Below are 22,896 nucleotides of genomic sequence, written 5' to 3'. Positions count from 1 at the left end.
CCATTTATGCAGAGCGAAAAAGAAACGTACCGCGAAGATTCCATCAGTCTGGGCGGAGCCATTGCGATGGGAACAGGCGTGATGATCGGCGCCGGAATCTTTGCGTTGACGGGGCAAATCGCGCAGCTCGCCGGCCCGCTTTTCCCGCTTGCATTCATCGCCGGCGCGGTCGTCACAAGCTTCAGCGCCTACAGCTACATCAGGATGTCGAACAAATGGCCGTCCTCGGGTGGCATCGCCATGATCCTGCAGAAGTGCTATGGCCCCGGAGCCATCGCGGGCGGTGCCGCGCTGCTGATGGCGCTCAGCATGGTGATCGCGGAAAGCCTCGTCGCGCGAACCTTCGCCACCTATGTCTTGCGCCCTTTCGATATCGAAGGCGGCCCACTGGTCCCCGCCCTGGCCGTGGCCGTGATCGTTTTCGCCTTTCTGGTGAACATCGCCGGAAATCGCTCGGTCGGGCTGTTCTCGCTGATCATGGCAGCGATCAAGATTGGAGGCATAGCTCTGTTTGGCATCGCGGCCCTGTGGTCTAGTGGTTTTGCGTTCGCCGCTGCGTCCGAGACCTCTCAATCCTACGGGCTCACGGGGTTCATCGCCTCTACGGCGCTGGCCATCCTCGCGTTCAAGGGGTTCACCACGATCACCAACAGCGGGGCCGAGATCACTGAACCAAATCGCAATGTTGGCCGAGCGATCATGTTCTCGATCGGAATCTGCGTCGTCGTCTACCTGTTGGTCGCCTACGGGGTCGGTTCGAGTCTCACGATCGAGGAGATCATCTCAGCGCGTGACTATTCGCTGGCACAGGCGGCGCAGCCCGCCCTTGGACAAACCGGCTTCATACTCACGGTGATCCTGGCCGCTGTCGCAACGGCGTCCGGCGTTCTGGCCAGCGTCTTCGCGGTGTCGCGTATGCTGGCGATGCTGACCGACATGGAAATGATCCCGCACAGCCACTTCGGTATGCCAGGTCCCATCCAACGCCACACCCTGGTCTATACTGTCGTCATCGCAGCGACGTTGGCCGTGCTCTTTGATTTAGGCCGGATCGCATCCCTCGGTGCCTTCTTTTACCTCGTCATGGACATGATCATACATTGGGGCGTGTTCCGCTATCGTCGAGCAGACGTCGGCGCCTTCGGTATCGTGCTTTTGACTGCCCTGGCGCTCGATGCGATAGTACTTGCAGCTTTCACCGTGATGAAGCTTCAAAGCGACCCGATGATCGTTCTCTACGCCGCTGTCGGGATGATCGCTGTGTTCGCCTTCGAGCGCGTTTACTTGTCGCAATGGGTGGCACCGCAAGTCGCCCACGCCCACGCCCACGCCCACGGTGATTAGCCTGCCATCACCTGGCCTGAAGAGATGCGACCTTGTGCGCCGATCGTGATCAGCCCGACCGACAAGGCAAACGCAGCCAGGGCAAGCAGCATCACGCCCGTGTTCATGGGCAAGCGACGAACAATCGGTCCAAGAAATTCCGACCCCCCGAGAGCCGAAACGTAGAGCGGCAACGCGCTTATCATGGTCGCATAGAGGTAAACGCCGGAGATGTTCTCGAAAAACGCTGAGCGCGCAAGAGTCGGGGACACAACCGCCAAGGCGGTTGAACGATTGCCGCCGAATGACCCGAACCAGTTGGCAGATAGAACGTATATAAGCGCGTGGAGACCTGGAAAGAGAAGGGCTCTGAGCAACACATCGACCAGCACGAAAAACGCCGTGTCTCTTAAGCCCGCCTTTGGTTGCTTTGTCATAGCGAAAAGGAAAAAACTGACATAGTTGACGGCAAAAACCACGGGCAAACCGTTGGTCGCAACCTGCCTTAGAAAGCGCATGAGTGCCGGTCCGCCGGCAGCAAGAGCCGGAGCAAAGCCCGGAGCCAGCAAGACATAGAGCAGCAGGACCGGCAGTAATGCAGCGAAGCTGAACAGCAGGACATTTCTAACAAACTGAGCCGCGGGCATACTGATAGAGAAAAATCTATCCATTGAAATAGCCTGCCATGTGGGCACCACTAGGTCGATGATACGTTATCGATCCCTCCCAAGCGGACGGAAGCGACAAGCCGGTTGCGGGCATTCCCAGAGATCGCTTACTCGGCCCGTTTGACGCAAATCGGGTTTCCCTCGATCGTCCTGAGCGGCAATCGCGTTGTTTCAACCGGACTCGCGTGCATGTACCAGTAGCAGTTGTCCTCGGGCCGCAGATAGGCGGTCGCGAGGTCTTGGTTCGGTGCTGCCAGTTCCAGGATATTTTCCGGTAACGGCGGGCGTGACGACGCGTTTTGTGAATTCGAGAAAGACTCCGAGCAAGCCCCAAGGGCCAAGACGGTTGTGAGAAGAAGGGCGCTTCGTGTGTACATAAATTGATGATCCTTTTGGCTGGTTTGTTTTGGCCGCTCTGGTATCGGCTTCCCTCTTTCACAGGTTTGCGAACCATCTTGATTAGACAGTCCCTCCGTCAAATCGCTAACGCTCAGAAATGTGTGGCCCAGCGAGGATGGCTTTCGTCGATCACCAGAGCATGGCTGTGCCTGCGATGCCCCTTCAAGTGGGGATGATCAAGTGGCAGGTTGTCGTGCGTGTGTTCAAGCTCCACGGGATCGCTCGCTGGCCAGAGTTTCAGAGCGGCGAGCATGCCAGTGGCCGCGAGAAGCGCCAGACCGATCAGCGCAGGAACGACACCGTAGAACGTCAGCAGCCAGCCCGACAGCGGATAGGTCACCAGCCAGCAAGCGTGCGACAGCGCGAATTGCGCCGCAAACAGAGCGGGGCGATCCCCGGCATGGGCGGACCGGCGCAGTAACCGGCCAGACGGGGTGAGAACGGCGGAATATCCCAGACCTACCAGCAGCCAGGCCCCCAATAGGATGAACCAACCAAGGCCGGCGGTCAGGACTGTTGCCCCCAACCCCAACAATGTCGCCACCATCAGGGCAGCACCGCCGAACATTACGGGCCGGTCTGGCAGCGTATCCAGTACGCGCGGAAGGAGCAGTGCGGCCGTCATGGAGCCAGCGCCGAAGGCGAACATCGTCCAGGCCAGCGCGCTTTCCGACAGGCCGAGCGATCCGCGTACCAAAACGACGGTATTGACCAGAACCATTGCCCCGGCCGCCGCTGCCGCAAGGTTCAGCGCCAGCAACCCGCGCAGGCGGGGCGTGGCCAGATAGATGCGGATACCGCGTGTCGTCCGATCATAGATGCCGCGCGGCTCGGACGATTTTGGGTTTGGCAGGAGGACAGAGACTACGAGCAGCGCCGAGCCGGCGAAACCCGCAACCGTGCCAACGAAGAGCGAATTGTAGGACATCACCGAGAGCAGAAGGGCCGCTAGCGTTGGGCTGACGATGTTTTCCAGATCGTAGGCCAGCCGCGACAGCGACAGAGCGCGGGTATAGCGCGCCTCTTCAGGCAAAACGTCCGGGATCGTCGCCTGAAAGGTCGGCGTGAAGGCGGCAGAGGCCGATTGCAGCAGGAAGATCAGCACATAGACCTGCCAGACCTCGGTCACGAAGGGCAGTGCAAGTGCCACGCCGGCACGCACGAGATCGAGCGTTACCAGCAGCGCGCGCCGCGGCAACCGGTCCGCGAAGGCCCCCGCAATGGGCGCGATGCCCACGTAGGCCACCATCTTGATGGTGAAAACTGTGCCGAGCACCATTGCCGCCCCGTCACCCGCGAGGTCGAAGGCAAGCAGGCCGAGTGCGACCGTCGCCAGCCCGGTTCCCAGAAGTGCTACGACCTGCGCCAGAAACAGATGGCGGTAAGTGCGGTCGGAGAGGATGTCGAGCATGGCAGCCCTCAGAGGTAACGCGCGATCGTCCGCAGCTCGGCGTGATCTGTCTCCGAGCCTTCGGCGTCGAGGCAATGGTCCATGTGGTCGTGGATCAGCGCCCGCTTGGCATTCGTGATAGCCTTTTCGACCGCCTGCATCTGCTGGGCGATCTCAAGGCACGGCTTGCCCGCCTCGATCATCTCGATCACCGCGCGCAGGTGTCCGTCAGCGCGTTTCAGCCGGGCGACGAGGGCGGGATGGGTTGCATGGACAGGGTGAGTTGTCATATAAACAGTTTATCCTCCCCAGGGGGATAGTACAAGATGGTGCCGCGACGCACCACGCGAGCGACGAGCAGACAGGCAGAGCTGATGACAACCTTACGGACAATCGGAAAGGCCGCGTTCGCGACGCTTCTCTGCGCGGCCGTGCTTATCTGGTCGGTGATGCCCACAACCTCGCATGCGCCCGCGATTTTCGACGTGCTTCAGGAGCACGCGGAAATGATTGCCGAGCACGGGCATTCGCACGGTCTGGATGATGACCTGGCTTGGGCCATGCATGGACACAGCCACGACAGCGTCGATCACGATCATAGCCAGGCGGTCGTGCCTGGCCGCGATCCGTCGCCGCATCCCATGGAAATCTACAGGACCGCCTGGCGGCTGGGTTCAGCCACCTCGAACCGTCTGCGGATATACCAGATCGAACGACCTCCGCGCGTCTGATCGACCGCGCGCCATTGGCGCGTTCCATGCGATCATCAAATACCTACGCGGAGTTCAATCCATGAATACAGTCCATCGGGGCTGGACCGATTCCGGCATGCGCCGGATCGCGATCCTGTCCTTATTTACGCTGTCGGCTCTCGTTCTGAGTGCAGGCTATGCGTTTGCCCACGCTGTCACCGAAGGTGACGCGGGCTACATCCAGGAAATCTGGGGAGTGAACATCATCCCCTTCATGTATCTCGGTGCCAAACACATGGTGACGGGATATGACCACATCCTGTTCCTGCTCGGTGTCGTTTTCTTCCTCTACAAGATGAAGGACGTGGGCATCTATGTCAGCCTCTTCGCCATTGGGCACTCGACCACGATGCTCGCGGGCGTCTGGTTCGGCTGGGGCATCAACGCCTACATCATCGACGCGATCATCGGGCTGTCGGTCGTCTACAAGGCGCTCGACAACCTTGGGGCCTACCAGAGATGGTTCGGATATCAGCCCAACACCAAGGCCGCGACGCTGATCTTCGGCTTCTTCCACGGCACGGGCCTGGCCACCAAGATCCTCGACTACGAGATCGCCTCAGAGGGGCTGCTGGCCAATCTTCTGGCGTTCAACGTGGGCGTCGAACTCGGCCAGATCATGGCGCTTGCTGTGATCCTCATCGTCATGGGTTATTGGCGGAAATCCCCGAACTTCTTTCGACAGGCCTACACCGCCAACGTCGTCATGATGTCCATGGGATTCATCCTCATGGGCCTGCAAATCACCGGCTACTTCGTAGCCACCTGAGAATTTAGGAGACCCAGATGTTCAACGCAGAAAAACCGAGCCTCGATGAGCTGCCAAGTTCCGCGCAGCTCATCCGTTCCACCGTTATTGCTGCGGCCAGCGCCGTTGTGATTCTCGTGACTGTCGTGCTTCCCGCCGAATACAACATCGACCCAACCGGGATTGGCGGCGTACTCGGTCTGGCAGAGATGGGTGAGATCAAGACCCAGCTCGCCGAAGAGGCGGAGGCCGACCGGTTGCTGGAGCTGGAGGTCACTGGCGGCGACCAGTCCAGCTTCCTAGACGGCATCTTCGGCCTGTTCGTCGGGGCGGCCCACGCTCAAGAAGCGGAGGTCTGGCGCGATGAGACCACCTTCACCCTGGCACCCGGAGACTCCGCCGAGTGGAAGCTCGTTATGACCGAGGGCCAGACCGCAGAATACCGGATGCTGGTCGAGGGCGGGCGCGTCAACTTTGACCTGCACGGCCATGGCGGCGGTCAGTCGGTGACCTATGAAAGGGGCCGCGGTTCGACGGGAGAAGAAGGCGAGATCGTTGCCGCCTTCGATGGCGAACATGGCTGGTTCTGGCGCAATCGCGACAGCGAGACCGCCACCGTGACCGTTCAAGTACGCGGCGAATACGCCGAGTTCAAAGACGCCAGTTGACAACTTAGTAACGGAGCCCTGGATGGGCTCCGTTATCTTCCCTTCTTCACTTCAACCAGGGAAGGACCCTAAAATGATTAGAAAACTGGCACTTGCGGCGGCCACGTAGGCGGCTCCTAGCCGCCGCTGGAAACGCCACAGACCATCTTAACCGCACGCCGTAACCCTTGTGGAAAATTAATTAACATAAACTTCATTATGCGAATTTATACTTAGCGTTGCGATAGTATATTATTGTATGTATGCTGAACTCCTATCCCGGAGGCTCCACAGCATGCGCCATTTACTCAAGAAGCTCCTCCCCTCGGTCGCAGTCGCTTTGACCGTGACAAGTTCTTCGCTGCCAATACCCGCCCGCGCGCAAACATACCCGATCGATTGCGCGATCCTCTTGTGCCTGTCTGGCGGCTGGCCTGCTTCCGTCCCTTGCGCCCGAGCCCGCGCCGAATTTATCCGGCGGATTACACCTTGGCCGGTCGAACCACCGCTGCAAATCTGGCGCTGTCCCATGGGCGCCTCCTACGAGAACGATCGGTTACAAAACAACGCTGGCCGCATCTTTGAAGCCTTGTACCGAACCGACACCCGTCGACCGCTTCAATCCTTGCCAGTAGATAATCTCGCTCCCACCGACCTCGCCCTGCGGCTCGTTCAGGACCGCGCGGACATCGATATCAGCGGGCCAGAGTTCAATTTCGTGCGGTCCATCCGCGTCTTCGATGTACGGTATGCACGACAGCACGAGTCCGGGCGCGATGGGGATTGTAACCGAAGCGCGACCGTGGTCCTCGGCACTTACGGGACCCAAGGCGATTTCTCATGGCAGCGATCTTCGATAACTGCCCTGCCCGAGGCCCATGTGGGACTTGAACGTTGGGGCGAGCATTGCCCTGGCATTTATCACCGATCCGTCTTCGTCGATTGGCGTGACTATGACGGCAACTACGGGTTCGAGCAGGTGAACTACTGACCTGCCGCCACGTAGATTTGTCATGGAAGACGGCTTCTTTGGCTTGCACGACCTCACCGCATACGCTTCGCGGTCCACATGCTGTTTGGCGTTTCGGCAAACACCGCGGGTTCGCTCTGTTCACCCGTCGTCGCTTCTTCCGATCCTCGTCAGCGCATCGAAGTCGATTTCTTGCTTCTGTTCGTCACTTATTTCCGGCCGGGTTTCCGATACCGGCTGGGGCCCTTGGACGTCCCACATCACCGCATGTGAGCCTGTACTCCAGCGATAAACCCAACCAACAACACTGCACCCATCGGTCCCGATCAGATTGGCGATCGCGACGCCCTCACCCTTATCTTCGTTCACTGTTTACTGGCTTCCTGCACTGTGGCGCTGCGAATTGCGGCGTGGGGTTGCAGAGCGTTCACTACGACCGCGCGCCGGGCTTCTTTGATGTTGGCTAACTGGTCCTCAAGGAGGGAATGATCATCAGACCGGGAAAATGGGTTTCCGTGTTCTCAACAATTCATTGGCTTCAAATCCTGTGGTCGGGCTCCGTGGCGGCTTCAACGATCGCCAGAAGCTGGAACGGATCAAAGCCGATGGCACGCGCCAAAACGACCAGTTCGACAACGTCGACCCGGCGCTGACCGCTTTCAAGACGGGCAATAAGGGATTGGTGGCATCTGAGCCTATCCGCCAAGTCTTTCTGGCCGAGGCCCGCTTTGATGCGCGCGTCGACCAACGCCTGGCAGAGTGCCACTTGCCCTTTGCTTCTGATTGTCTTTGCCACGCGTCACATACCTTTTGTGACGTCGCTAGCGGATGAAATCTGTTATCTAAAAAGTAGATATATGAGGGTGTTATCGGCGTCTGGTTTCCATGGGCTGCAAGTCTGATGCTCCCAAGGTTGCCCATCAATCCCCTACCAATTGCAGGAACCGGCCATAGTCCTCGCTGACTTCGCGCGCTTCTTCGAAAGCGCGGGCGCGCTCGCTGTCGAGGCAACGGAAGTAGCTCTGGATATCCTGGATGTAATCTTCGAAGTCGCCACGGATGATAGCCGCATAGTCCCGCGCTGCCTGCGAATCGCTTGGCATGAAAGGACGGGCCGGGGCGAAGCAGGATTCCGCCAAAACTGGTCCGGGAACGCAGATCAGAAGGACCATAGCTTGCAATGGGAGCAGGCCTGTCAACCTTGGGTTTCTCAAACCTGTTATCTCCTTGATCGCAGACACTGGCCGTGACTAGTGTTTGCGTGACCAAACTACAGCTAAAGCACGATATTACATCTTGCGGTTGATAGTATACTATCGTAACTCTGGGCTTCAAGTGGGAATGCCTGGGGTCGCGCCATTGGAGAAAGCGTGAGCCGGGCCATGAACTGGGACATCGAAGCACCAAATGTGGTTACGGAAGCCAGGTTCCGCGAGCTCGTGGAAAGCGGCTATAGCGCAGAAATCCTGTGCCAGGAGTCGGCACATAAGAAAGGCCCCAGCTATTACGGGGTCTGGATCATGCGCGTTGTCTCTGATGATGGCGTGGAAAAGCTCCTCGTCACCGCCCGCACGCGGACGACCTACAACGATATCAAGATCCGCGAGTTCAAGACGATCTCCGGCGTGGTGTCTTTCTTCATTGGCCTTGGCTTTGCGCATGTCGACCTGCCGCTTGAGGCGGGTACAAGCCGTACGCACAAACTTGCGCCGTCAGACAAAGCCCCATCAGCCAAGGGCGCTGACAACTAACCTCGTCTGCCTCTGGCTGGTCGCCGCGCCAGCCTCCGCGCAAATGGTGCTGGTCATGGAGAGCGACGGCTCCCTGATCCCGTCCCGCTCCCAAAGCAGCTTTGCTCGAAACTACAATGACGGGATTGGTCAGGGTTCGGCCTCCGATGGGATCGCGATCTTCGGCGAGGTAGAGGCCGAGCAAGAGGGCGTCCAAGTCGCGGCCCTTGCCCGCCCGCCTCCCCTGCCCCGCGCCGATGTCCTCTCCGGGATTCAGACCACGGCCTTGCGCTATGCCGGCCATCCTGGCCTGCGTCGCGCGGGGCTTTCCGTGACGGATTGGCTGGCTCTCTATCGGGCCAACATCGAGGTTGAGAGCGCCTACCGGCAGGATGCGATTTCAAGTGCAGGTGCCATTGGCCTTGGTCAATTGATGCCAGCGACGGCGCGTGATCTGGGCGTCGACCCGCGTGATCCGCTGCAGAACCTCGACGGCTCCGCCCGCTACCTCGCGATGATGCTGGAGACGTTCGGCGATCCGCATCTGGCGCTGGCGGCCTACAACGCGGGGCCGGACGCCGTGCGCCAACACGGTGGCATTCCCCCTTACCGAGAAACCCAGAACCACGTGGCCCGCGTCATGGCCGTCGTGGCCCGATTGGAAGGATCAAATTCATGAAACAGATTTCAAACCTCTTTGTCGCCTCGCTGGCGCTATTCCTGCTGATTGCCGAACCCGCCCTCGCCCAGAGCATTGATCTCTCCCCGATCCAGAGCCTGTTGCAGGGCATCGTCGATGCGCTGACCGGCCCACTTGGCGTTGTCATCGCGACGCTTGCCGTTCTCGGGGTCTTTCTCAGCTGGTTCTTCAACATCATCGATCTGCGCCAGGCGCTTTGGGTGCTTGTCGGCATCGCCGGTGTTGCGGCAGCCCCCACGATTGTTGCTGCGGTCTTTGCCGGTGGCTGAACGCTCGCCCCTCTTTCTTGGGCTCGTGCGCCCGCCGAAGCTTCTGGGCCTGCCCATCATGTACGCGATGGTCTGGCTCTTTGGCTCGGTGCTCCTGTTCGTCTGGGTCCAGCATATCGCGGTGCTGGCTGTCGCGGCCCTGCTCTATCCGGTGCTTTGGAAGGCCGCCGATTGGGACCCGCGCTTCATCGACGTGATGATGACGGCGCTGCAGGAGACACCGCCCACGCGCAACCGGTCCATCCACGGCGGGGACAGCTATGCCCCGTGATGACGCCCGTGATGCTGCGCTCGATGCCCGCACAATGACGCCAGACTGGTATGCGCGCGAGACCCGCCTCGCGCATATGCTGCCCTATGTGAGCCTCGTTGACGACCAGACCGTGCGGACCCGGGTCAACGAACTCTTCCGCTGCATCCGGCTCGAGGGGATCAACAGCTACACGACCGACGATGCCTATCTCGACAAGGTGACGTCACTTTTTGCCCGCATTATCGCGCAGCTTGGGCCGGAATTCAGCTATTACGTCCACAAGGTCTCCAAGGCCATCAAACCTGATCTCGACCCCATCCGTGAGGACAGCTTCGCGGGCGAGGTGGACCGGAGCTGGCGCGCGAAACTCGAGACCAGCGGGCTGCGCGACAAAACACTGACGCTCACTGTCATTCACCGCCCACCCCCCAAAAGCCTCCTGCCGTTCCTGAGCCGCAGCGCACCGGACCGACTGAAGGAGGAGACCCGCAAACGCCTGCAGCGCCTCGGTGAGGCCGTGAACGTCTTCCTCTCGGGGCTTACCGAGCTCAAGCCGCGCTTGCTGTCGGCCGCATCGGGGGAATTGGTGGGGTTTCTGGGCGCGCTGAACACCGGAACCGAGCTGCCGCTCTACCCGGCGAACACCTTCGGCTTTCTGTCCTTCAACGTCGCCAATACCCGCGTGACGTTCCACGGAGACCATTTCGAGCTCTCGGAAGGCGTGGTGGGGCATCGCTACGGCAAGAGCTTCACCATCGGAGAGTATTCCGAAGGCACGTCCTGCACCATGTTCGACATGCTGAACCTGCCGGTCGACATGATCGTCACGCAGTCCTTCACGCCGATCAATTCGAACCTCATGGCGGGCCGCATCAAGCGGCAAAAGCGCCAGATGCAGGCCAGCCAGGACGCAGCCCTCTCGCTCCTAGAAGCCCTCGACATCGCCGCCGATGATCTCGAGGCCAAGCGCCAAAGCTTCGGCGAGCATCACATGGTCGTGACGCTCTTTTGCGACACGCTCGAAGAACTGCAAACCCTCAGCGCCGAGATCGTGAACGCCGCCGCAACCGAAGGCGTGAAGATGATTGGCGAGCGGGTCGCGGCCAAGGCGCATTACCTGAGCCAGCACCCCGGCAACCAGCCAAAGCGCGTCCGCGCCAGCGCGGTCACCAACCGCAACTTCGCGGATTTTGCGGCCTTCCACCGGACACAGCTCGGCAAACCTGCAGCACTTACCCCCTGGGGCCGGGTCGTCACATATTTGCCCACACCGGAGCAGAGCGCCTACCGGTTTTCCTATCACGAGCAGGGATCGCCCGACAAAGAACCGACCAGCGGGCATACCCTGATCATGGGGCGGCCCGGGTCGGGCAAATCGGTGCTGTCGGCCTTCCTGATGACCCAAGCCCGTCGAGCAGGGGCGCGGATCTTCGTCTTCGATTACCGTCTTGGTATGGAGATGGCGGTGCGCGCCAATGGCGGGCGCTACGCGTCCCTGAACGCCGGCGAGCCCACGGGTCTCAATCCGCTCTGGACCGAAACCGATGCGCGCGGCACCGCCTGGCTCTCGGACTGGCTCACAACGCTGCTCTACCGCGCCGACAAACCCCTGACCCCGGCGCAGACCAACCGCATCCAGGAAGTGGTGCGCCAGAATGCCCAGGCCACCAATCCGGCCCTGCGGAACTGGCGCGACTTCGCATCTCTTTTTGTGTCCACCGATGATGGCGGCGATCTGCACCAGCGCCTGCTCGAGTGGACCGAAGAGGGCCGCTACGGCTGGATCTTTGGCCAGACCCTGGAAGACACCTTCTCACTCGAGGGGGATGTGGTCGGCTTCGATCTCACTGGCATTCTCGACAGCGAGGCCGAGAAGGAGCGGATGGCGGTCCTCTCCTATCTCTTCCGCCGGGTCGAGCGCGAGATCGAGGACCGCCGCCCCACCATCATCGTCATCGACGAGGCCTGGAAGGCGCTCGACAACGCATATTTCGCCGAGCGGCTCTCGAACTGGCTCGTGACCGCACGCAAACAGAACACCGTCGCTGTGATGATGACGCAATACGCCAGCCAGCTCGAGCGCACCCGAACCGGCAAGACCATCGTCGAGGCGGTGCCGACGCAAATCCTGCTTCCGAACATCCGCGCCCATGCGGCCGACTACGCGATGCTGAACCTCTATGAGAAGGAACTCGACGTGCTTCTCAACACTGGCAGCGACAGCCGCTTGGCCCTCATCCGCGACGACCAGGGCTCGATCGTCATTGATGCCGATCTGAGCGCCCTCGGGCCCAATCTCACCATCCTCGGCGGCATGGAAAAAGGCGAGGCGCTCGTGGGCGCCGATTACCGCGACCGCCCAGACTTTTGGAGGCTTTCATGATTCGTACTCTGTTTCTTCTCACCGCGCTCGGCGCTTTGGCCTCCTGCGCCCAGTACCAGGAGCCGCAGGCCAATTGCTTCACCTTCCTGGCCTCGACGGCCCCCGTCGCGCCAGATTGCACCTTCAAGCCCCTCGGCGCGCCGGAGGGCGACATTGAAGTCTAGCCTGCCTCATATCGTGGCGCTTTGCCTGCTGCCCGGTCTGGCCTCGTCTCAAGGCGTGCCGACCAATGACAGTGGGCTGACCGCGCGTGATATCGTCGAAACAGGCGATCGCGAGGCTGACTTGGCCGTTCAGGCGGACAAGCTTGCCGTGCGCGAACTCATTGCCGAGATCGAACGCGACCAACTGGAAACCCTGCAACGCATCCTCGATGCCCAAACCAGCTTCGGCGGTCAGGGCCTACCCGCGATGGTTTCAGGGCTGGAAAACGGAAGCGGCGATCCAGCCCGTTCCGTCGAAGCGGTCTACGGCAATGCCGACATCGACCCCAATCCCGGCGGCGCACAGATGTTTGGCGATGCGGCGGAAAACATCGAGCAGCTCATCATCCGCGTCGCCCGGGAAACCAGCGGATTAGCGGGCGTGGGCCGCGCGGGCCTCTCCCCAGTCCAATGGCGAGCCCTGCTGCAGGCTCTCATCTGGCAGGAAAGCCGCTTCACCATCGGCGCCCGCTCGCCGGTCGGCGCTTTTGGCCTCACCCAGATCATGCCCGGCACCGCCAGCGATCTTGGTATCAACCCGGAATATTATGACAGCCCCTACCTGCAGGTGCATGGCGGCGCGCGGTATCTGGCGGCCCAGCTCAACACCTTTGACGGCAATATCATCAACGCCCTCGCGGCCTACAACGCCGGACCCGGTCGCGTGTTCGAATATGGGGGCGTGCCACCCTTCCGCGAGACCCAGCACTACGTTCAGGTCATCCCCGAACGCTACAATCTCTACCTGGGCCGCATCGGCGGGATCGAAGCGCTCGGTACGATCGACCCCGCGCTTCTGGCAAATGCAAACCTCTCCCTCACGGGTCATGGGGCGGCCTTTTATGGCAACAACTCACCCGCTGCGATCAGGCAGGCCGCCCTGCGCATTGCGGATATCGTCGAGCGGATTTCCGAGTCGGAAGACATGCAGGAAAGCGTCGCACTCAACACCTATGCCCGCGCCGAACTCGTGCGTCTCGTCGCCGCGCGTATTCGTCTTCAAGCGGCGCGGACCCGCGTGCTTTCGGCCGAGGAATTGGCACAGGCCAGCGCCCGCATGGCCGAGGGCGCCTTCATGGAATTCACGATCAGGGAGATAGACTGATGAGAGACTTACTCGTGAGGACGGCCTTGGCCACGACGCTTGGGATCGGTCTGCATCTCGGCACCCTGTCCCCGGCCCTTTCACAGGGCGTACCCGTCGTCGACACACAGAACATCGCGCAAAACATCCAGCAGCTCCGGCAGATGATCGAAGACGAGATCCTGCAAAACGAGCAGCTGACGCAGCTCCGCGAACAGCTTGCGACACTCACGGACCAACTCGCGGAGCTGCAAAGAACCTATGAAGCACTTACCCGCCTTGCCGAGCTTCCCGAGATTATCCGCACCGAGATGGAGGACGAGCTGAACGGCCTGCTCGATCAGGAATTCGGCGATATCCTCGCCACCATCGAGGCCATCAAGACGGGGGATTTCTCCGGTCTGTCCGGTTCCGATGCGGGCGAGATCGAAACCCAGATGGACCGGGTGTTAGCCGATCTGGGATTTGACGATGAGACCCTCTCGGAAATGGCCACCAGCGGAAATCCCGGGGCTAACCGCGTGGCGACGCAGGCCACAACCGGCGCGCTCGTCTCAGCCGCCGCCCAGAACAGCTATGAAGATGCCGGCCAATCGCTCGAGCGGGTCGACCGCCTTGTGGGGCTTATCGACGACATGGACGAACTCAAGGAAAGCATCGATCTCAACACGCGCGTGACCGCGGAGCTCGCCATTGCGCTGGTCGCCATGTGGCAACTCGAAGCCATCCAGACCGTGGGCGATGGCACCGGCGGCGTGATCGATGCCGCCACCATCGCCGAAGAACAGCGCTTCATGGATTTCACGTTACCGGACCTCCGGGCAGACTGATCGTGGGGGCATGACGAGTGGCGACTGAACAAGAAATCATCGAGGAAGAACTGGTCTACGGTGCCCTGCGCCGCGAACGGCTCTGGCAACGCCTTGGCCTGATGGGCCTTGTCTTCGGTGTCATCGGCTGTCTGAGCGCGGCGGCGGTCTCGATCCTCGATGTCGACCCGCCCCCCGTCGTTGTCCCCTATGATCCCGCCACCGGCTTTGCACTCCCCGAAGCCTCGGTCGGCGCCTCCTCGGTGACCGCCAACCAGGCGATCATCGAGGCGGAGGTGTTCCGCTATGTGACCGACCGGGAGGTCTATAACCAGCTCGACAACGATCTACGCATCCGCAGCGTCCTGCGCCGCTCCGACGGGGCTGCCGAGAGCGGGCTGCGCCAGATCTGGAACAGCGCCAACGAGAATTATCCGCCGACGGTCTATGGCCCCAATGCTCGGCTCGACGTGGAAATCCTCAGCATCAACCGGATCGGAACCAACCGCGCGACGGTCCGCCTGCGCAAGCGCCTGACGTCCATTAACGGCACCCAGACCGGCCTCTTCACCGCGACCCTTCTCTTCGAGTTCCGCCCGGAGACCCGTCGCTCCATCGATGAGGTCTGGACCAATCCATTCGGCTTCACCGTCCTCGAATATTCCATCCGCTCCGATAGATTGGAGAACTGACGTTGTTGTTTATAAGATCGCTTATTTTTGTCATTGCCCTGTTGCCCGGCCTCGCCTCTGCCGAAGCCATCCCGCGTGGCGGTCCCAACGACAGCCGGGTGCGCTTGGCCACCTACCAGGAGGGTCAGGTCTACCGTCTCAGCGTCTCGCTCACCCATGTGACCACCGTCGAGTTCGGCGAGGGCGAAAGCATCCGCTCGATTATCGCGGGCGACACGGAAGGGTTTGAGATCGATGGCGTGCCCGGTGGTCAGGCCTTCGCGATCAAGCCTGTGGCGCGCGGGGTGCATACCAATGTGACAGTCTATACGAACCGCCGGAGCTACTACTTCAACGTCCAGGAGGTCCGCAGCCCAACCTTCTACGTGGTGCAGTTCCGCTATCCGGAGGACGCTGCGCGCCCTACCCGGGCCATCGCCGCCCAAGCGCCGAACTACAATTACGGCGCCAGCGCACGCACCGAGTTCACCCCGGCCCGCGTCTGGGATGACGGGACCTTCACGTATTTCGCGTTTCCAAGAAACGCGCCTGTGCCCGCGATCTTCCGCTACGCGGGCGGCCGCGAGCGCACGGTCAACACGCAAACTCCTGAAGACGGCGTGATCCGCGTCAGCGGCGTGAACCGCCAATGGGTCCTGCGACTTGGCGAAGAGGTGGTCTGCATCGAGGCGATCCCGCCCGCGGAGGCCACCTCATGAGCGATACCGAGAACACCGAGCTGGAAAGGCGCCTCGCCGCCCTGGAGAAAGGCAGTGCCCGCGCCCCCACGGCGGCGCAGCGCCGGTCGCCCCTTCTCGCGCTGATCGTGGTCCTCGTCATCGGCGCAGGTGGTGCCCTGCTTTATCTCCTCTCACAGCCCGAAGAAGAGGAAGCCTTGCCGACGGCTACCCCGGACGTCTTCCAAAACGAGGGGGACGGCTTTGGCGCTATCGAGACCTTGCCCCCGCCCGAGCCCGAGGTTGTGTTCGTCGGACCAGACCCCGTCGAACCCAACGCGGAGCTTCTGGCGCAGATCACCGCCCTGCAGGCCCAGATCGAGGAGTTGCGCAACGCCCCTGAACCAGTTGTCGAGGAAGACACCGCCGCCGCAGAGGCAATTGACGCGCTGACTGCTCAGATTGCGGCGCTGCAAGCCGCCTCGGAAGCCGCACAGCAACGATTTCAGGACGAACTGACGGCGCGGGATCGCAGCCTTGAGCAACTCCGCATGGATCTGGAACTGGCCCAACTCGAGGCCAGCCGACCCCAACCCGCCCCAGCGGGCCCTACGGAGGATGAGCTGCGCGCACGCGAGCAAGAGCGACTGCGCCGCGAGGAAGAAGCCCGGCGCATGGCCGAGCTGGAGCGCCGCGCCGCGGAGGAACGCGCCTTCCAGGAGCGGCGCATCACCTCGCCCACCATCGCTTTTGGCGGTGCCTCCGGAGCGAATGAAACGGCTCTGACCGAACGCACTTTTGGGGAAGTGACGGATTTTGTGCTGAATGGTGCGCTGCCCACTTCGGTGACGCAAGCTGAGGTCATCGCCAACCCCTCCAACACGATCATCCAGGGCACGATGATCCAGGCCGTCATGGAAACCGCCCTCGACAGCTCTCTGCCCGGCCAGACCCGGGCCGTTGTTTCCGAGGATGTCTACAGCGTCGATGGCGTGCGCCTCTTGATCCCCCGCGGATCCCGTCTCGTCGGGCGCTACCGCGCTGGCGTCGATATCGCGCAGCGCCGCGTCACGATCGCCTGGGACCGGATCATCCTGCCCGACAACCAGACCGTCCAGATCAGCTCCTTCGGAGGTGATGAACTGGGCCGTTCTGGCGTCACCGGCCTCATAGACACGCGCTTTGCCGAGCGTTTCGGGTCGGCAGCCCTGATCTCGCTGATTTCCGCCGCACCAAGTGCCGCCGCATCCGAGGTCCAGGATGAGACTGCCGCCGACGTTCTCGAAGACGTGGGCGATGATCTGTCAGATGCGACGGACAGCGTCATCGGCGACTATCTCTCAATCGGCCCCGTCATCTATGTCGACCAGGGCGCCCGGGTCACGGTCATGGTCGACCGCGATCTGGAGATATTCTGAGCCCATGTCGCTGAGCTATCTCGAAACCTCGCTCGACCGGATCGACGCCGCCGCCCGCGACGATGTCATCGAGATCTGCATCAACCCAGACGGGACCTGCTGGGGCGAATTCCAGGGCGATCACTTCATGCGTGCGCTGGACCAGAGGCTGACGGGCGTTCAGGTCAGGGACCTCGGCAACCAGATCGCCTCCTCGGCCAACACGACGATGAGCAAGGACCGCCCCATCGTCTCGGTCTCGATCACCTATAAGGGGCGCCCGATCCGCGCACAGGTCATCACCCCGCCCGCCGTGCTCTCGGCCATGTCAATCAGCCTGCGGTTCTTCTCCAGCCTGCCACTCGAGGGCATCGCACTCGATTTTCTATACGGAAAAGAGCGCAAGCTCGAAGACCTGCGCATCGAAAAAAAGCGCGCCTTGCGCGCAGTGGTGGCCGCGGGTTTGATCGATGATGCGCTGGCCTTCTGCGTCGAGAACAAACTCAACATGATCGTCTCGGGTGGCACCTCCACCGGCAAGACCGTCGCCGCGCGCAAGATCCTCTCTCACGTACCGGCCGAGGAACGCATCGTGACCATCGAAGAAGCGGCCGAGCTTTTACCGACCCAGCCAAATGCCGTGACCCTCATCGCCAATCGCGACGCGGAATTCCAGACCGCCGATGTGCTTCTCACCGCCACGCTGCGCATGCGCCCCGACCGGATCATCCTGGGCGAGGTGCGCGGCAAGGAGGCCATGACCTTTCTGGAAGCCATCAACACCGGCCATGGCGGGTCCATGACCACACTGCATGCCGAAACCCCGCAATTGGCCGTGCAGCGGCTCGCGATCGCGGCACTCAAGACCGAAATCCCGATGACCTATGGCGACATGATCCAGTACATCGAGAACTCCATCGATGTGATCATTCAAGCCGGTCGCCATGACGGCAAACGCGGCATCACCGAATTCTACCTCCCCGGCGCAACCGAGATTGGAGCTTCCCCATGAAGACCTTTGAATATGACATCCTGTCTTTTCAGGTGAAGAAACAAAAGGACTACGACGCGATGCGAAGTGCCTTGAATGAGCGTGGCGCAGAAGGTTGGGAGGTGATCACCGCCGAGGTCGGTGACTACGGCTACACCACGTTCTTGAAGCGTGAAACTGTTGCGACGAAGGCGGCTTCAGAATGATGCGGGTCGTTGCAACGGCAGGCCTGCTCGTCGCTCTCTGCCCAACCGCTGGCGTGGCCGAGCGGAACCTGGTCCCAACGCTCGAACATCAGCCTGATGTCTGTCCTGACCAGCCTCCAGAGCCACAGTGGATGCAAGACATCGATATACGCGAGTCCCACAAACGGCTGCTGATCCAACAAATCTATCGGGCGCAGAGTATGCAACGCATCGTTGAAGCCCAAAGCTGTGAATGTCCCACGCGGTATCCATCTTGGGTGGCAGCCGAACGCGTATACGTCGAGCGTTTCGCCTCGTCCGAATACTGGGACATCGTGGAAGCGACTTCAGATTACCGACGGCAGGCAAATGAGCTTCGGCGCGAAGCCATGCCAATCTGCCAAGCCGCTGGAAACTGGTAGGGTTCCATGAGCGTCGTCACCTACTTCGTGGAAACGGCTGAAGGATATCTCAATACCGCTGCCGAGACTCAATTTGGCGCGGTTGCCGCAACAGTCGGAACGATGCTCGTACTCGGCACGACACTCGTTGTCATCCTCGTTTTCATCAACACGATCTACCAATATCGGGCGATGGACGGGCGCACGGCCTTTTGGCTCGCCGTGAAAGTGGGGTTGATAGGTGTCTTCGCGACAAACTGGGTCCAGTTCAACATCCTTGCTGCAGCGATCTTGAATGGAATCGACAGCATTGCAGGATCGCTTGTGGCGTCTGTCGGCGGCGGATCACCCGGTCCGTCCGGTACCTTTGCTGAGGAGTTCGACGACCTGATTGCAGCGCTCGGCGATTATCTGAATGCCGCGGGGTCTGAACTGAACTGGATGGCCGGTGCCCTGTTGGACACCCTTGGCGTTCTGCTGCTCTCGATCCTCGGTGGTTTGGCGGCATTCATTGTCGTTGCGTCTCGGCTCATGATCGCTCTTCTGATCGGGATTGCGCCGGTCATGATCTTCCTGACCCTCTTTGAAGTGACCAAGGATTATTTCGCGCGCTGGCTTTCGGCGCTGATTTCCTTTGCGATGTACCCGATTGTCGTTGCCGGTGTGTTCGCAACGATCACGGGTGTCTCGCGCGCCCTACTTGCCGAGCTGGGCGACCCGGAAGGCGCCTCCAACATCGGCGCGCTCATCCCGTTCTTCATGATGGTGCTGATGGCGAAGGGGTTCATCATAGCAACGCCCTTTCTGGTTCGAGCCATTTCTGGGAACATCATGATGCCAGCGCTCTCAGCTGGATTCGGCGGTAGCTATGCCTTTGCCCGAGGGCTTGCAGGAAGCCAGCAAGTCTACAACCGATACGCCATCGGAGGTGCGACTGGCGCGGAGTACGCAGCTCTGCGCGCGCGGCAATTCTTTGGCGTGCAAGCGTTGCCAAGCCGACCAAATACTGCTGGAGGGCCAACTGCGGCTCGTCCGGGTGACGCAACCGGAACAGGCGCTCGAATGCTGGCACAGCTTTCGAGACTTGGTAGGTTGGGCAGGCGGTGACAGCCAGGTGCCAAAAACTTGCCAAAACTGCAAAGGTTTCGCCGCGGGTTTTTGTCATTGCTAAACGGTTGATCCCTCGCGACACAAGGCACGTGGCCAAACACGACCGTTTCTGCCACAGGCGGAATCGACAATTTTAGCACCGTGCCACGGCCCTGCGCATCGCCCGATTGCCAACTGGCTCAGGCTCTTCGCCGGGGTGTTGCCCTTCACCTTTCCAGTCGTCTGACCAAAGCCAATCTTCGAAATAATAGAGCCAAAGGTAAGTCCACGGAATGATGGTTTGGTCGATCCGCTTCCGCGCGTCCCATTCCCTGGCACCTGGAAGATAAAGACAAAGGCGCAGCGGATCTCTGTAGACGTGAGGCAAAGGACGCCCTGCCGCCAGCAACTCCAGATCCGGGTCGTCTATCTGAACACCGGGCGTTTGACCCGGCTGAAGCGTGATAGTGGCAAGGTAGGAGCGCGCCAAGGCGGTCGGTTGTATAGGCTCTTGCCATGTCAATTTGTTTGCGCGGACCTGCCCCACACCACTGATAGCCGGGCTTGCCTTCAGGAACAGCAGCTGCTGCGACAGGGTCAGGTCGTATTGCCCGCCTCGTCCTATCATCAATCACCGAAGAACGTATTTGTGGGCACGGTCGTTGATGCTGCGACCTTCGATGTCGTCAGCCCGACCACAGGTGCGACAGAAAGCAGACCCGATTTGCGACCATCCGACACCGCATTGACGCGGTTGCCGAGAACCCGTCCGGTGACACCGGAACCGAACGAACGCTCCATGTTCAATGACACGCGGTCCTGACCAACAGCATCGCGAAGGACTTCAAAGTCGGACAGAGCTTGTGCGTGCCACGCATAGAATGCTGGTGCTCGGCGTTCATCCTTGTTCCAATTGTCGGCGAAGTTTTCCCCGTTGGTTGTCTCGTTCAGGATGGCATAGCCCCGCCGTCCGTCCAGAATGGGGCGGTCGATGAAGTGCGGCATCATCCGGATCGTTTCGACCAACAGATCCATTTCGTCATGGAAGACGTGGTTGCGCACGCAATAGGCATAGGACTGCATCGCAAGGGTGGTAATGATAACGGAAATCGGGGCCACATCTTGCGTGTTGTTCTGATAAAAAAAGTCGCGGTGCCGTTTGAGCAATTGCACGATGCGGCGCAGGATGCCTTTCACTGCTTCTCGGGCGGGGAACGGCTCCACCGTCGCCTCGTCCCGCTGCATGGCGATAAACTTGCCCACAAAGGTAGGCCGGAGTGCGGCGCGCTCACCGAACAGGGTCTTGTAGGCCCGCGGGTTTGTCGGATGCCATTCCTTCAGAGCCCGGTCGGGCACCAATTCGCCCCGGTTGCCGCAGACCGGGTTTGCTATCGTCGGGGATAGGTCGAGGTGGAAGTCCCCCGCATAGTTGAGACGCCAACAACGCTTTTTTTCTTCGAGAAGGCGCACATAGGTGGCGTGTTCCTTGAGCCGGTTTCCAACCGCCGCCTTCAGGGTCGCTGGTGAGATGCCGGACGCGATACCTGCACAAAAGCAGATCAGATCGACATCGAATTCCCGCCGCCCGATTGGCTTCACGGCCGTTCCAAGCGCACTGGACCCTTGGAGATAGACCAGAACACTGACGAGTAGGGGATCAGTTGAACCGGACAGCCAGTCTCCGACGGCACCATAGCTCTGGCGCGCACGATCAAACTGGGTTTCGGTGAGGTCCAGATCCTCGCCTATCTCGTCCAGGATGGTGAATATCTGCGTGCGCCGCCGAATATCACTGTCGGTCAGCGGCTGTCGCAACATCTGATTCATGCCGCTTTCTCCTTGAGTTGATAGACCGGCACGAAGGTATCGGCAGGCTGGGTGAAAAAGATCGGGGTCAGGTGGGGCTTTGCTTTTCGGGCTTCTGACATACCGAGGCCCTTGAGGCGGCCGATCTTCGTGGTGTCATCCAAGGTAAAAAACCCGCTCGGGACAGACGGCGAAATGCGGTAGATGCGATCCCCATCGTAAGGGTGTCCCGTCAGAAGTTTTGCCATGCCGAGGGCGCCATGTGATTGCCCATCCGCGTAAAGGTTGAGGACTTTGAGGCCGAGTCCGGCAAACCCTGGACTTTCGGGCAGCATGTAGACTTCGTCCAGACACCCCAGGCTCAGAATGCGCAGGTCTGACGGATGCCACCCCAGAAGAGTGATGGCTTCGACGACAGCAATGGCTGTGGGATTGTTGGCCCATGTCCCGCCATCGGTCAGGCCAATATCATCAGCAGTGCGATGTCGCTTGAAATACGTAGGTGCCGCTGCCGTAGCCAGGGCGGCATCAAGCGCAGTCTTGCGATAATCGGTTTGCAGGCGTGTGTGATGCGCGGTCTTGTAGATATAAGGGCTGCGGAGATCGGCATCCCACGCCGGGATCACCAACCGGGTCTGTGATTGCCCGATCAGATCGTTGTTGAGAACGGCCTTGAGTTCACGGGCAAGAATTGCCGCATCGTGCTTTGGACCGACGACGTGCCGACCTGTGGCGGTGAGGGTGCGCCATGCCTGCCGTATCCTCCCCAGCGGTTCATCATCCGCATTGTCCTGACCGAAGATGACAGGCCCGCGACGCTCGTAAAGCTCGAGCAGTTCCTTTGCCGTGCGGCCGAGGCCAAGGCCGAGTGCGATGATGCCACCCGTCGATGTGCCCGCGATGAGATCGAAATAGCGCCCAATGGGCTGGCCCAGATCTTCCTCGAGCCCCGCGAGGAATGCAGCGGGCATCGTGCCCTTAATCCCGCCCCCGTCGATGGAGAGGATGCGACGTATCTGCCTGTTGTTCCCACCGTTGCTCATCCTGACATCCATTCCGCTTATGCCCTTCAGCCTTTCGGCGGATACGGGTCCTTGCCATAGGTGTTGCGCTCGCGGATGCGACCGTTCTCGCCGTGGATCAGCATCTCGCTGCCCTGACGAATGGCGGATTCCCGCGCGGCCGTGATGGCCTCGCGCTGCGTGCCGTGGACGGAAGACGCGCGGGAGTTACCCGCCCCCTTCACTGCCCAACCGCTTTCATGCGGCACAACATGCTGATTTTTCTTAGACATTTCAAGCCTCACGTGTCGATTTCGGTTGACGATGCGACAACCTTGTGTTTAAATATA

Annotated in this window: 30 protein-coding genes; 20 read left to right on the top strand and 10 right to left on the bottom strand. The window is 60.6% G+C overall.

Annotated elements, in window-relative coordinates:
• The first annotated feature begins 6 nt into the window (after positions 1–6).
• Positions 7–1,344, top strand: coding sequence for an APC family permease (locus THS5294_RS10245; RefSeq protein WP_058123687.1), 1,338 nt, complete (start codon positions 7–9; stop codon positions 1,342–1,344).
• On the opposite strand, the gene THS5294_RS10240 is transcribed toward THS5294_RS10245, so the two are convergent.
• The 4 genes from THS5294_RS10240 to THS5294_RS10225 form a co-directional block, all read right to left on the bottom strand.
• Positions 1,341–1,994 (bottom strand): hypothetical protein, encoded by a 654-nt coding sequence (locus tag THS5294_RS10240; protein ID WP_058123686.1) that lies wholly within the window; start codon positions 1,992–1,994, stop codon positions 1,341–1,343. The genes THS5294_RS10245 and THS5294_RS10240 overlap by 4 nt on opposite strands.
• A 104-nt stretch (positions 1,995–2,098) precedes the next feature.
• Positions 2,099–2,368 carry a hypothetical protein gene (locus THS5294_RS18835; RefSeq protein ID WP_058123685.1) on the bottom strand — a complete coding sequence of 90 codons (270 nt, stop codon included), beginning with the start codon at positions 2,366–2,368 and terminating at the stop codon, positions 2,099–2,101.
• Between the two features lie 113 nt (positions 2,369–2,481).
• Entirely contained in the window at positions 2,482–3,801 is a 1,320-nt protein-coding gene (locus THS5294_RS10230) for an MFS transporter (protein WP_058123684.1), read from the bottom strand.
• 8 nt (positions 3,802–3,809) lie between these two features.
• Positions 3,810–4,070, bottom strand: coding sequence for a metal-sensing transcriptional repressor (locus THS5294_RS10225; protein WP_058123683.1), 261 nt, complete (start codon positions 4,068–4,070; stop codon positions 3,810–3,812).
• An 84-nt stretch (positions 4,071–4,154) separates the two neighbouring features.
• Between THS5294_RS10225 and THS5294_RS10220 the strand changes: the two genes are divergently transcribed.
• The 4 genes from THS5294_RS10220 (at position 4,155) to THS5294_RS10205 (ending at position 6,918) form a co-directional block, all read left to right on the top strand.
• Entirely contained in the window at positions 4,155–4,511 is a 357-nt protein-coding gene (locus THS5294_RS10220) for a hypothetical protein (RefSeq protein ID WP_058123682.1), read from the top strand.
• Between the two features lie 61 nt (positions 4,512–4,572).
• Positions 4,573–5,301, top strand: a complete 729-nt coding sequence (locus THS5294_RS10215; protein WP_058123681.1) for a HupE/UreJ family protein — start codon at positions 4,573–4,575, stop codon at positions 5,299–5,301.
• A gap of 17 nt (positions 5,302–5,318) precedes the next feature.
• Positions 5,319–5,948: a hypothetical protein gene (locus THS5294_RS10210; RefSeq protein WP_058123680.1), complete on the top strand. Its 630-nt coding sequence runs from the start codon at positions 5,319–5,321 to the stop codon at positions 5,946–5,948.
• Between the two features lie 274 nt (positions 5,949–6,222).
• Entirely contained in the window at positions 6,223–6,918 is a 696-nt protein-coding gene (locus THS5294_RS10205; RefSeq protein WP_233486459.1) for a hypothetical protein, read from the top strand.
• 517 nt (positions 6,919–7,435) lie between these two features.
• Here THS5294_RS10205 and THS5294_RS18060 read toward each other — a convergent pair.
• On the bottom strand, positions 7,436–7,693 hold the full coding sequence (locus THS5294_RS18060) for a helix-turn-helix domain-containing protein (protein WP_040610014.1): 258 nt from the start codon (positions 7,691–7,693) through the stop codon (positions 7,436–7,438).
• A 124-nt stretch (positions 7,694–7,817) separates the two neighbouring features.
• Positions 7,818–8,069, bottom strand: a complete 252-nt coding sequence (locus THS5294_RS10190; protein WP_058123677.1) for a hypothetical protein — start codon at positions 8,067–8,069, stop codon at positions 7,818–7,820.
• A 210-nt stretch (positions 8,070–8,279) separates the two neighbouring features.
• Here THS5294_RS10190 and THS5294_RS10185 point away from each other — a divergent pair, with 210 nt between their 5' ends.
• From THS5294_RS10185 to THS5294_RS10120, 15 genes are read left to right on the top strand one after another with little or no spacing between them, the layout of a single operon-like run.
• Entirely contained in the window at positions 8,280–8,648 is a 369-nt protein-coding gene (locus tag THS5294_RS10185) for a hypothetical protein (RefSeq protein ID WP_058123676.1), read from the top strand.
• 43 nt (positions 8,649–8,691) lie between these two features.
• Positions 8,692–9,306: a lytic transglycosylase domain-containing protein gene (locus THS5294_RS10180; protein WP_058123675.1), complete on the top strand. Its 615-nt coding sequence runs from the start codon at positions 8,692–8,694 to the stop codon at positions 9,304–9,306.
• Positions 9,303–9,596, top strand: coding sequence for a TrbC/VirB2 family protein (locus THS5294_RS10175; protein WP_009503803.1), 294 nt, complete (start codon positions 9,303–9,305; stop codon positions 9,594–9,596). The genes THS5294_RS10180 and THS5294_RS10175 overlap by 4 nt, the downstream gene beginning before the upstream one ends.
• On the top strand, positions 9,589–9,867 hold the full coding sequence (locus THS5294_RS10170) for a VirB3 family type IV secretion system protein (protein WP_009808059.1): 279 nt from the start codon (positions 9,589–9,591) through the stop codon (positions 9,865–9,867). Before THS5294_RS10175 ends, THS5294_RS10170 begins: the two co-directional genes overlap by 8 nt.
• Positions 9,857–12,232 (top strand): VirB4 family type IV secretion/conjugal transfer ATPase, encoded by a 2,376-nt coding sequence (locus THS5294_RS10165; RefSeq protein WP_058123674.1) that lies wholly within the window; start codon positions 9,857–9,859, stop codon positions 12,230–12,232. Before THS5294_RS10170 ends, THS5294_RS10165 begins: the two co-directional genes overlap by 11 nt.
• Complete coding sequence (locus THS5294_RS18450; RefSeq protein ID WP_170863237.1) at positions 12,229–12,396, top strand: hypothetical protein; 168 nt, start codon at positions 12,229–12,231, stop codon at positions 12,394–12,396. Before THS5294_RS10165 ends, THS5294_RS18450 begins: the two co-directional genes overlap by 4 nt.
• Positions 12,386–13,540, top strand: a complete 1,155-nt coding sequence (locus THS5294_RS10160) for a lytic transglycosylase domain-containing protein (RefSeq protein WP_170863236.1) — start codon at positions 12,386–12,388, stop codon at positions 13,538–13,540. Before THS5294_RS18450 ends, THS5294_RS10160 begins: the two co-directional genes overlap by 11 nt.
• Complete coding sequence (locus THS5294_RS10155) at positions 13,540–14,349, top strand: type IV secretion system protein (RefSeq protein ID WP_058123673.1); 810 nt, start codon at positions 13,540–13,542, stop codon at positions 14,347–14,349. The genes THS5294_RS10160 and THS5294_RS10155 overlap by 1 nt, the downstream gene beginning before the upstream one ends.
• Before the next feature lie 17 nt (positions 14,350–14,366).
• Positions 14,367–15,020, top strand: coding sequence for a VirB8 family type IV secretion system protein (locus THS5294_RS10150; RefSeq protein WP_058123672.1), 654 nt, complete (start codon positions 14,367–14,369; stop codon positions 15,018–15,020).
• A gap of 2 nt (positions 15,021–15,022) precedes the next feature.
• Positions 15,023–15,718 carry a TrbG/VirB9 family P-type conjugative transfer protein gene (locus tag THS5294_RS10145; protein WP_058123671.1) on the top strand — a complete coding sequence of 232 codons (696 nt, stop codon included), beginning with the start codon at positions 15,023–15,025 and terminating at the stop codon, positions 15,716–15,718.
• Positions 15,715–17,094, top strand: coding sequence for a TraB/TrbI/VirB10 family type IV secretion system protein (locus tag THS5294_RS10140; protein WP_058123670.1), 1,380 nt, complete (start codon positions 15,715–15,717; stop codon positions 17,092–17,094). Before THS5294_RS10145 ends, THS5294_RS10140 begins: the two co-directional genes overlap by 4 nt.
• A 4-nt stretch (positions 17,095–17,098) precedes the next feature.
• Positions 17,099–18,085, top strand: coding sequence for an ATPase, T2SS/T4P/T4SS family (locus THS5294_RS10135; RefSeq protein WP_058123669.1), 987 nt, complete (start codon positions 17,099–17,101; stop codon positions 18,083–18,085).
• Positions 18,082–18,270 carry a hypothetical protein gene (locus THS5294_RS10130; RefSeq protein ID WP_058123668.1) on the top strand — a complete coding sequence of 63 codons (189 nt, stop codon included), beginning with the start codon at positions 18,082–18,084 and terminating at the stop codon, positions 18,268–18,270. Before THS5294_RS10135 ends, THS5294_RS10130 begins: the two co-directional genes overlap by 4 nt.
• Complete coding sequence (locus tag THS5294_RS10125) at positions 18,267–18,671, top strand: hypothetical protein (RefSeq protein WP_058123667.1); 405 nt, start codon at positions 18,267–18,269, stop codon at positions 18,669–18,671. Before THS5294_RS10130 ends, THS5294_RS10125 begins: the two co-directional genes overlap by 4 nt.
• A 6-nt stretch (positions 18,672–18,677) precedes the next feature.
• On the top strand, positions 18,678–19,757 hold the full coding sequence (locus tag THS5294_RS10120) for a TrbL/VirB6 family protein (RefSeq protein ID WP_058123666.1): 1,080 nt from the start codon (positions 18,678–18,680) through the stop codon (positions 19,755–19,757).
• Between the two features lie 136 nt (positions 19,758–19,893).
• Here the strand turns inward: THS5294_RS10120 and THS5294_RS10115 are convergent, their stop codons facing one another.
• The 4 genes from THS5294_RS10115 to THS5294_RS10100 are packed head-to-tail and all read right to left on the bottom strand — an operon-like array spanning position 19,894 to position 22,839.
• Entirely contained in the window at positions 19,894–20,367 is a 474-nt protein-coding gene (locus tag THS5294_RS10115) for a type II CBASS E2 protein (protein ID WP_009820225.1), read from the bottom strand.
• Positions 20,367–21,566: a nucleotidyltransferase domain-containing protein gene (locus tag THS5294_RS10110; RefSeq protein ID WP_058123665.1), complete on the bottom strand. Its 1,200-nt coding sequence runs from the start codon at positions 21,564–21,566 to the stop codon at positions 20,367–20,369. The genes THS5294_RS10115 and THS5294_RS10110 overlap by 1 nt, the downstream gene beginning before the upstream one ends.
• Positions 21,563–22,588, bottom strand: coding sequence for a CBASS cGAMP-activated phospholipase (locus tag THS5294_RS10105; protein WP_233486458.1), 1,026 nt, complete (start codon positions 22,586–22,588; stop codon positions 21,563–21,565). The genes THS5294_RS10110 and THS5294_RS10105 overlap by 4 nt, the downstream gene beginning before the upstream one ends.
• 26 nt (positions 22,589–22,614) lie before the next feature.
• Positions 22,615–22,839, bottom strand: coding sequence for a DUF2188 domain-containing protein (locus tag THS5294_RS10100; RefSeq protein WP_009815559.1), 225 nt, complete (start codon positions 22,837–22,839; stop codon positions 22,615–22,617).
• Positions 22,840–22,896 lie beyond the last annotated feature (57 nt).

The organism is Thalassobacter stenotrophicus (genome assembly GCF_001458315.1).
Lineage (GTDB): Bacteria > Pseudomonadota > Alphaproteobacteria > Rhodobacterales > Rhodobacteraceae > Thalassobacter > Thalassobacter stenotrophicus.
This window is presented reverse-complemented; position numbering and strand designations above follow the sequence as displayed.

Coding starts and splice junctions, on each gene's coding strand:
- THS5294_RS10115 (WP_009820225.1), bottom strand. CDS start 20,367: ATGATAGGACGAGGCGGGCAATACGACCTGACCCTGTCGCAGCAGCTG.
- THS5294_RS10230 (WP_058123684.1), bottom strand. CDS start 3,801: ATGCTCGACATCCTCTCCGACCGCACTTACCGCCATCTGTTTCTGGCG.
- THS5294_RS10245 (WP_058123687.1), top strand. CDS start 7: ATGCAGAGCGAAAAAGAAACGTACCGCGAAGATTCCATCAGTCTGGGC.
- THS5294_RS18835 (WP_058123685.1), bottom strand. CDS start 2,368: ATGTACACACGAAGCGCCCTTCTTCTCACAACCGTCTTGGCCCTTGGG.
- THS5294_RS10120 (WP_058123666.1), top strand. CDS start 18,678: ATGAGCGTCGTCACCTACTTCGTGGAAACGGCTGAAGGATATCTCAAT.
- THS5294_RS10125 (WP_058123667.1), top strand. CDS start 18,267: ATGATGCGGGTCGTTGCAACGGCAGGCCTGCTCGTCGCTCTCTGCCCA.
- THS5294_RS10165 (WP_058123674.1), top strand. CDS start 9,857: ATGCCCCGTGATGACGCCCGTGATGCTGCGCTCGATGCCCGCACAATG.
- THS5294_RS10140 (WP_058123670.1), top strand. CDS start 15,715: ATGAGCGATACCGAGAACACCGAGCTGGAAAGGCGCCTCGCCGCCCTG.
- THS5294_RS10100 (WP_009815559.1), bottom strand. CDS start 22,839: ATGTCTAAGAAAAATCAGCATGTTGTGCCGCATGAAAGCGGTTGGGCA.
- THS5294_RS10180 (WP_058123675.1), top strand. CDS start 8,692: ATGGTGCTGGTCATGGAGAGCGACGGCTCCCTGATCCCGTCCCGCTCC.
- THS5294_RS18450 (WP_170863237.1), top strand. CDS start 12,229: ATGATTCGTACTCTGTTTCTTCTCACCGCGCTCGGCGCTTTGGCCTCC.
- THS5294_RS10105 (WP_233486458.1), bottom strand. CDS start 22,588: ATGAGCAACGGTGGGAACAACAGGCAGATACGTCGCATCCTCTCCATC.
- THS5294_RS10225 (WP_058123683.1), bottom strand. CDS start 4,070: ATGACAACTCACCCTGTCCATGCAACCCATCCCGCCCTCGTCGCCCGG.
- THS5294_RS10240 (WP_058123686.1), bottom strand. CDS start 1,994: ATGGATAGATTTTTCTCTATCAGTATGCCCGCGGCTCAGTTTGTTAGA.
- THS5294_RS10220 (WP_058123682.1), top strand. CDS start 4,155: ATGACAACCTTACGGACAATCGGAAAGGCCGCGTTCGCGACGCTTCTC.
- THS5294_RS10190 (WP_058123677.1), bottom strand. CDS start 8,069: ATGGTCCTTCTGATCTGCGTTCCCGGACCAGTTTTGGCGGAATCCTGC.
- THS5294_RS10135 (WP_058123669.1), top strand. CDS start 17,099: ATGTCGCTGAGCTATCTCGAAACCTCGCTCGACCGGATCGACGCCGCC.
- THS5294_RS10205 (WP_233486459.1), top strand. CDS start 6,223: ATGCGCCATTTACTCAAGAAGCTCCTCCCCTCGGTCGCAGTCGCTTTG.
- THS5294_RS10130 (WP_058123668.1), top strand. CDS start 18,082: ATGAAGACCTTTGAATATGACATCCTGTCTTTTCAGGTGAAGAAACAA.
- THS5294_RS10175 (WP_009503803.1), top strand. CDS start 9,303: ATGAAACAGATTTCAAACCTCTTTGTCGCCTCGCTGGCGCTATTCCTG.
- THS5294_RS10210 (WP_058123680.1), top strand. CDS start 5,319: ATGTTCAACGCAGAAAAACCGAGCCTCGATGAGCTGCCAAGTTCCGCG.
- THS5294_RS10215 (WP_058123681.1), top strand. CDS start 4,573: ATGAATACAGTCCATCGGGGCTGGACCGATTCCGGCATGCGCCGGATC.
- THS5294_RS10185 (WP_058123676.1), top strand. CDS start 8,280: ATGAACTGGGACATCGAAGCACCAAATGTGGTTACGGAAGCCAGGTTC.
- THS5294_RS10110 (WP_058123665.1), bottom strand. CDS start 21,566: ATGAATCAGATGTTGCGACAGCCGCTGACCGACAGTGATATTCGGCGG.
- THS5294_RS10155 (WP_058123673.1), top strand. CDS start 13,540: ATGAGAGACTTACTCGTGAGGACGGCCTTGGCCACGACGCTTGGGATC.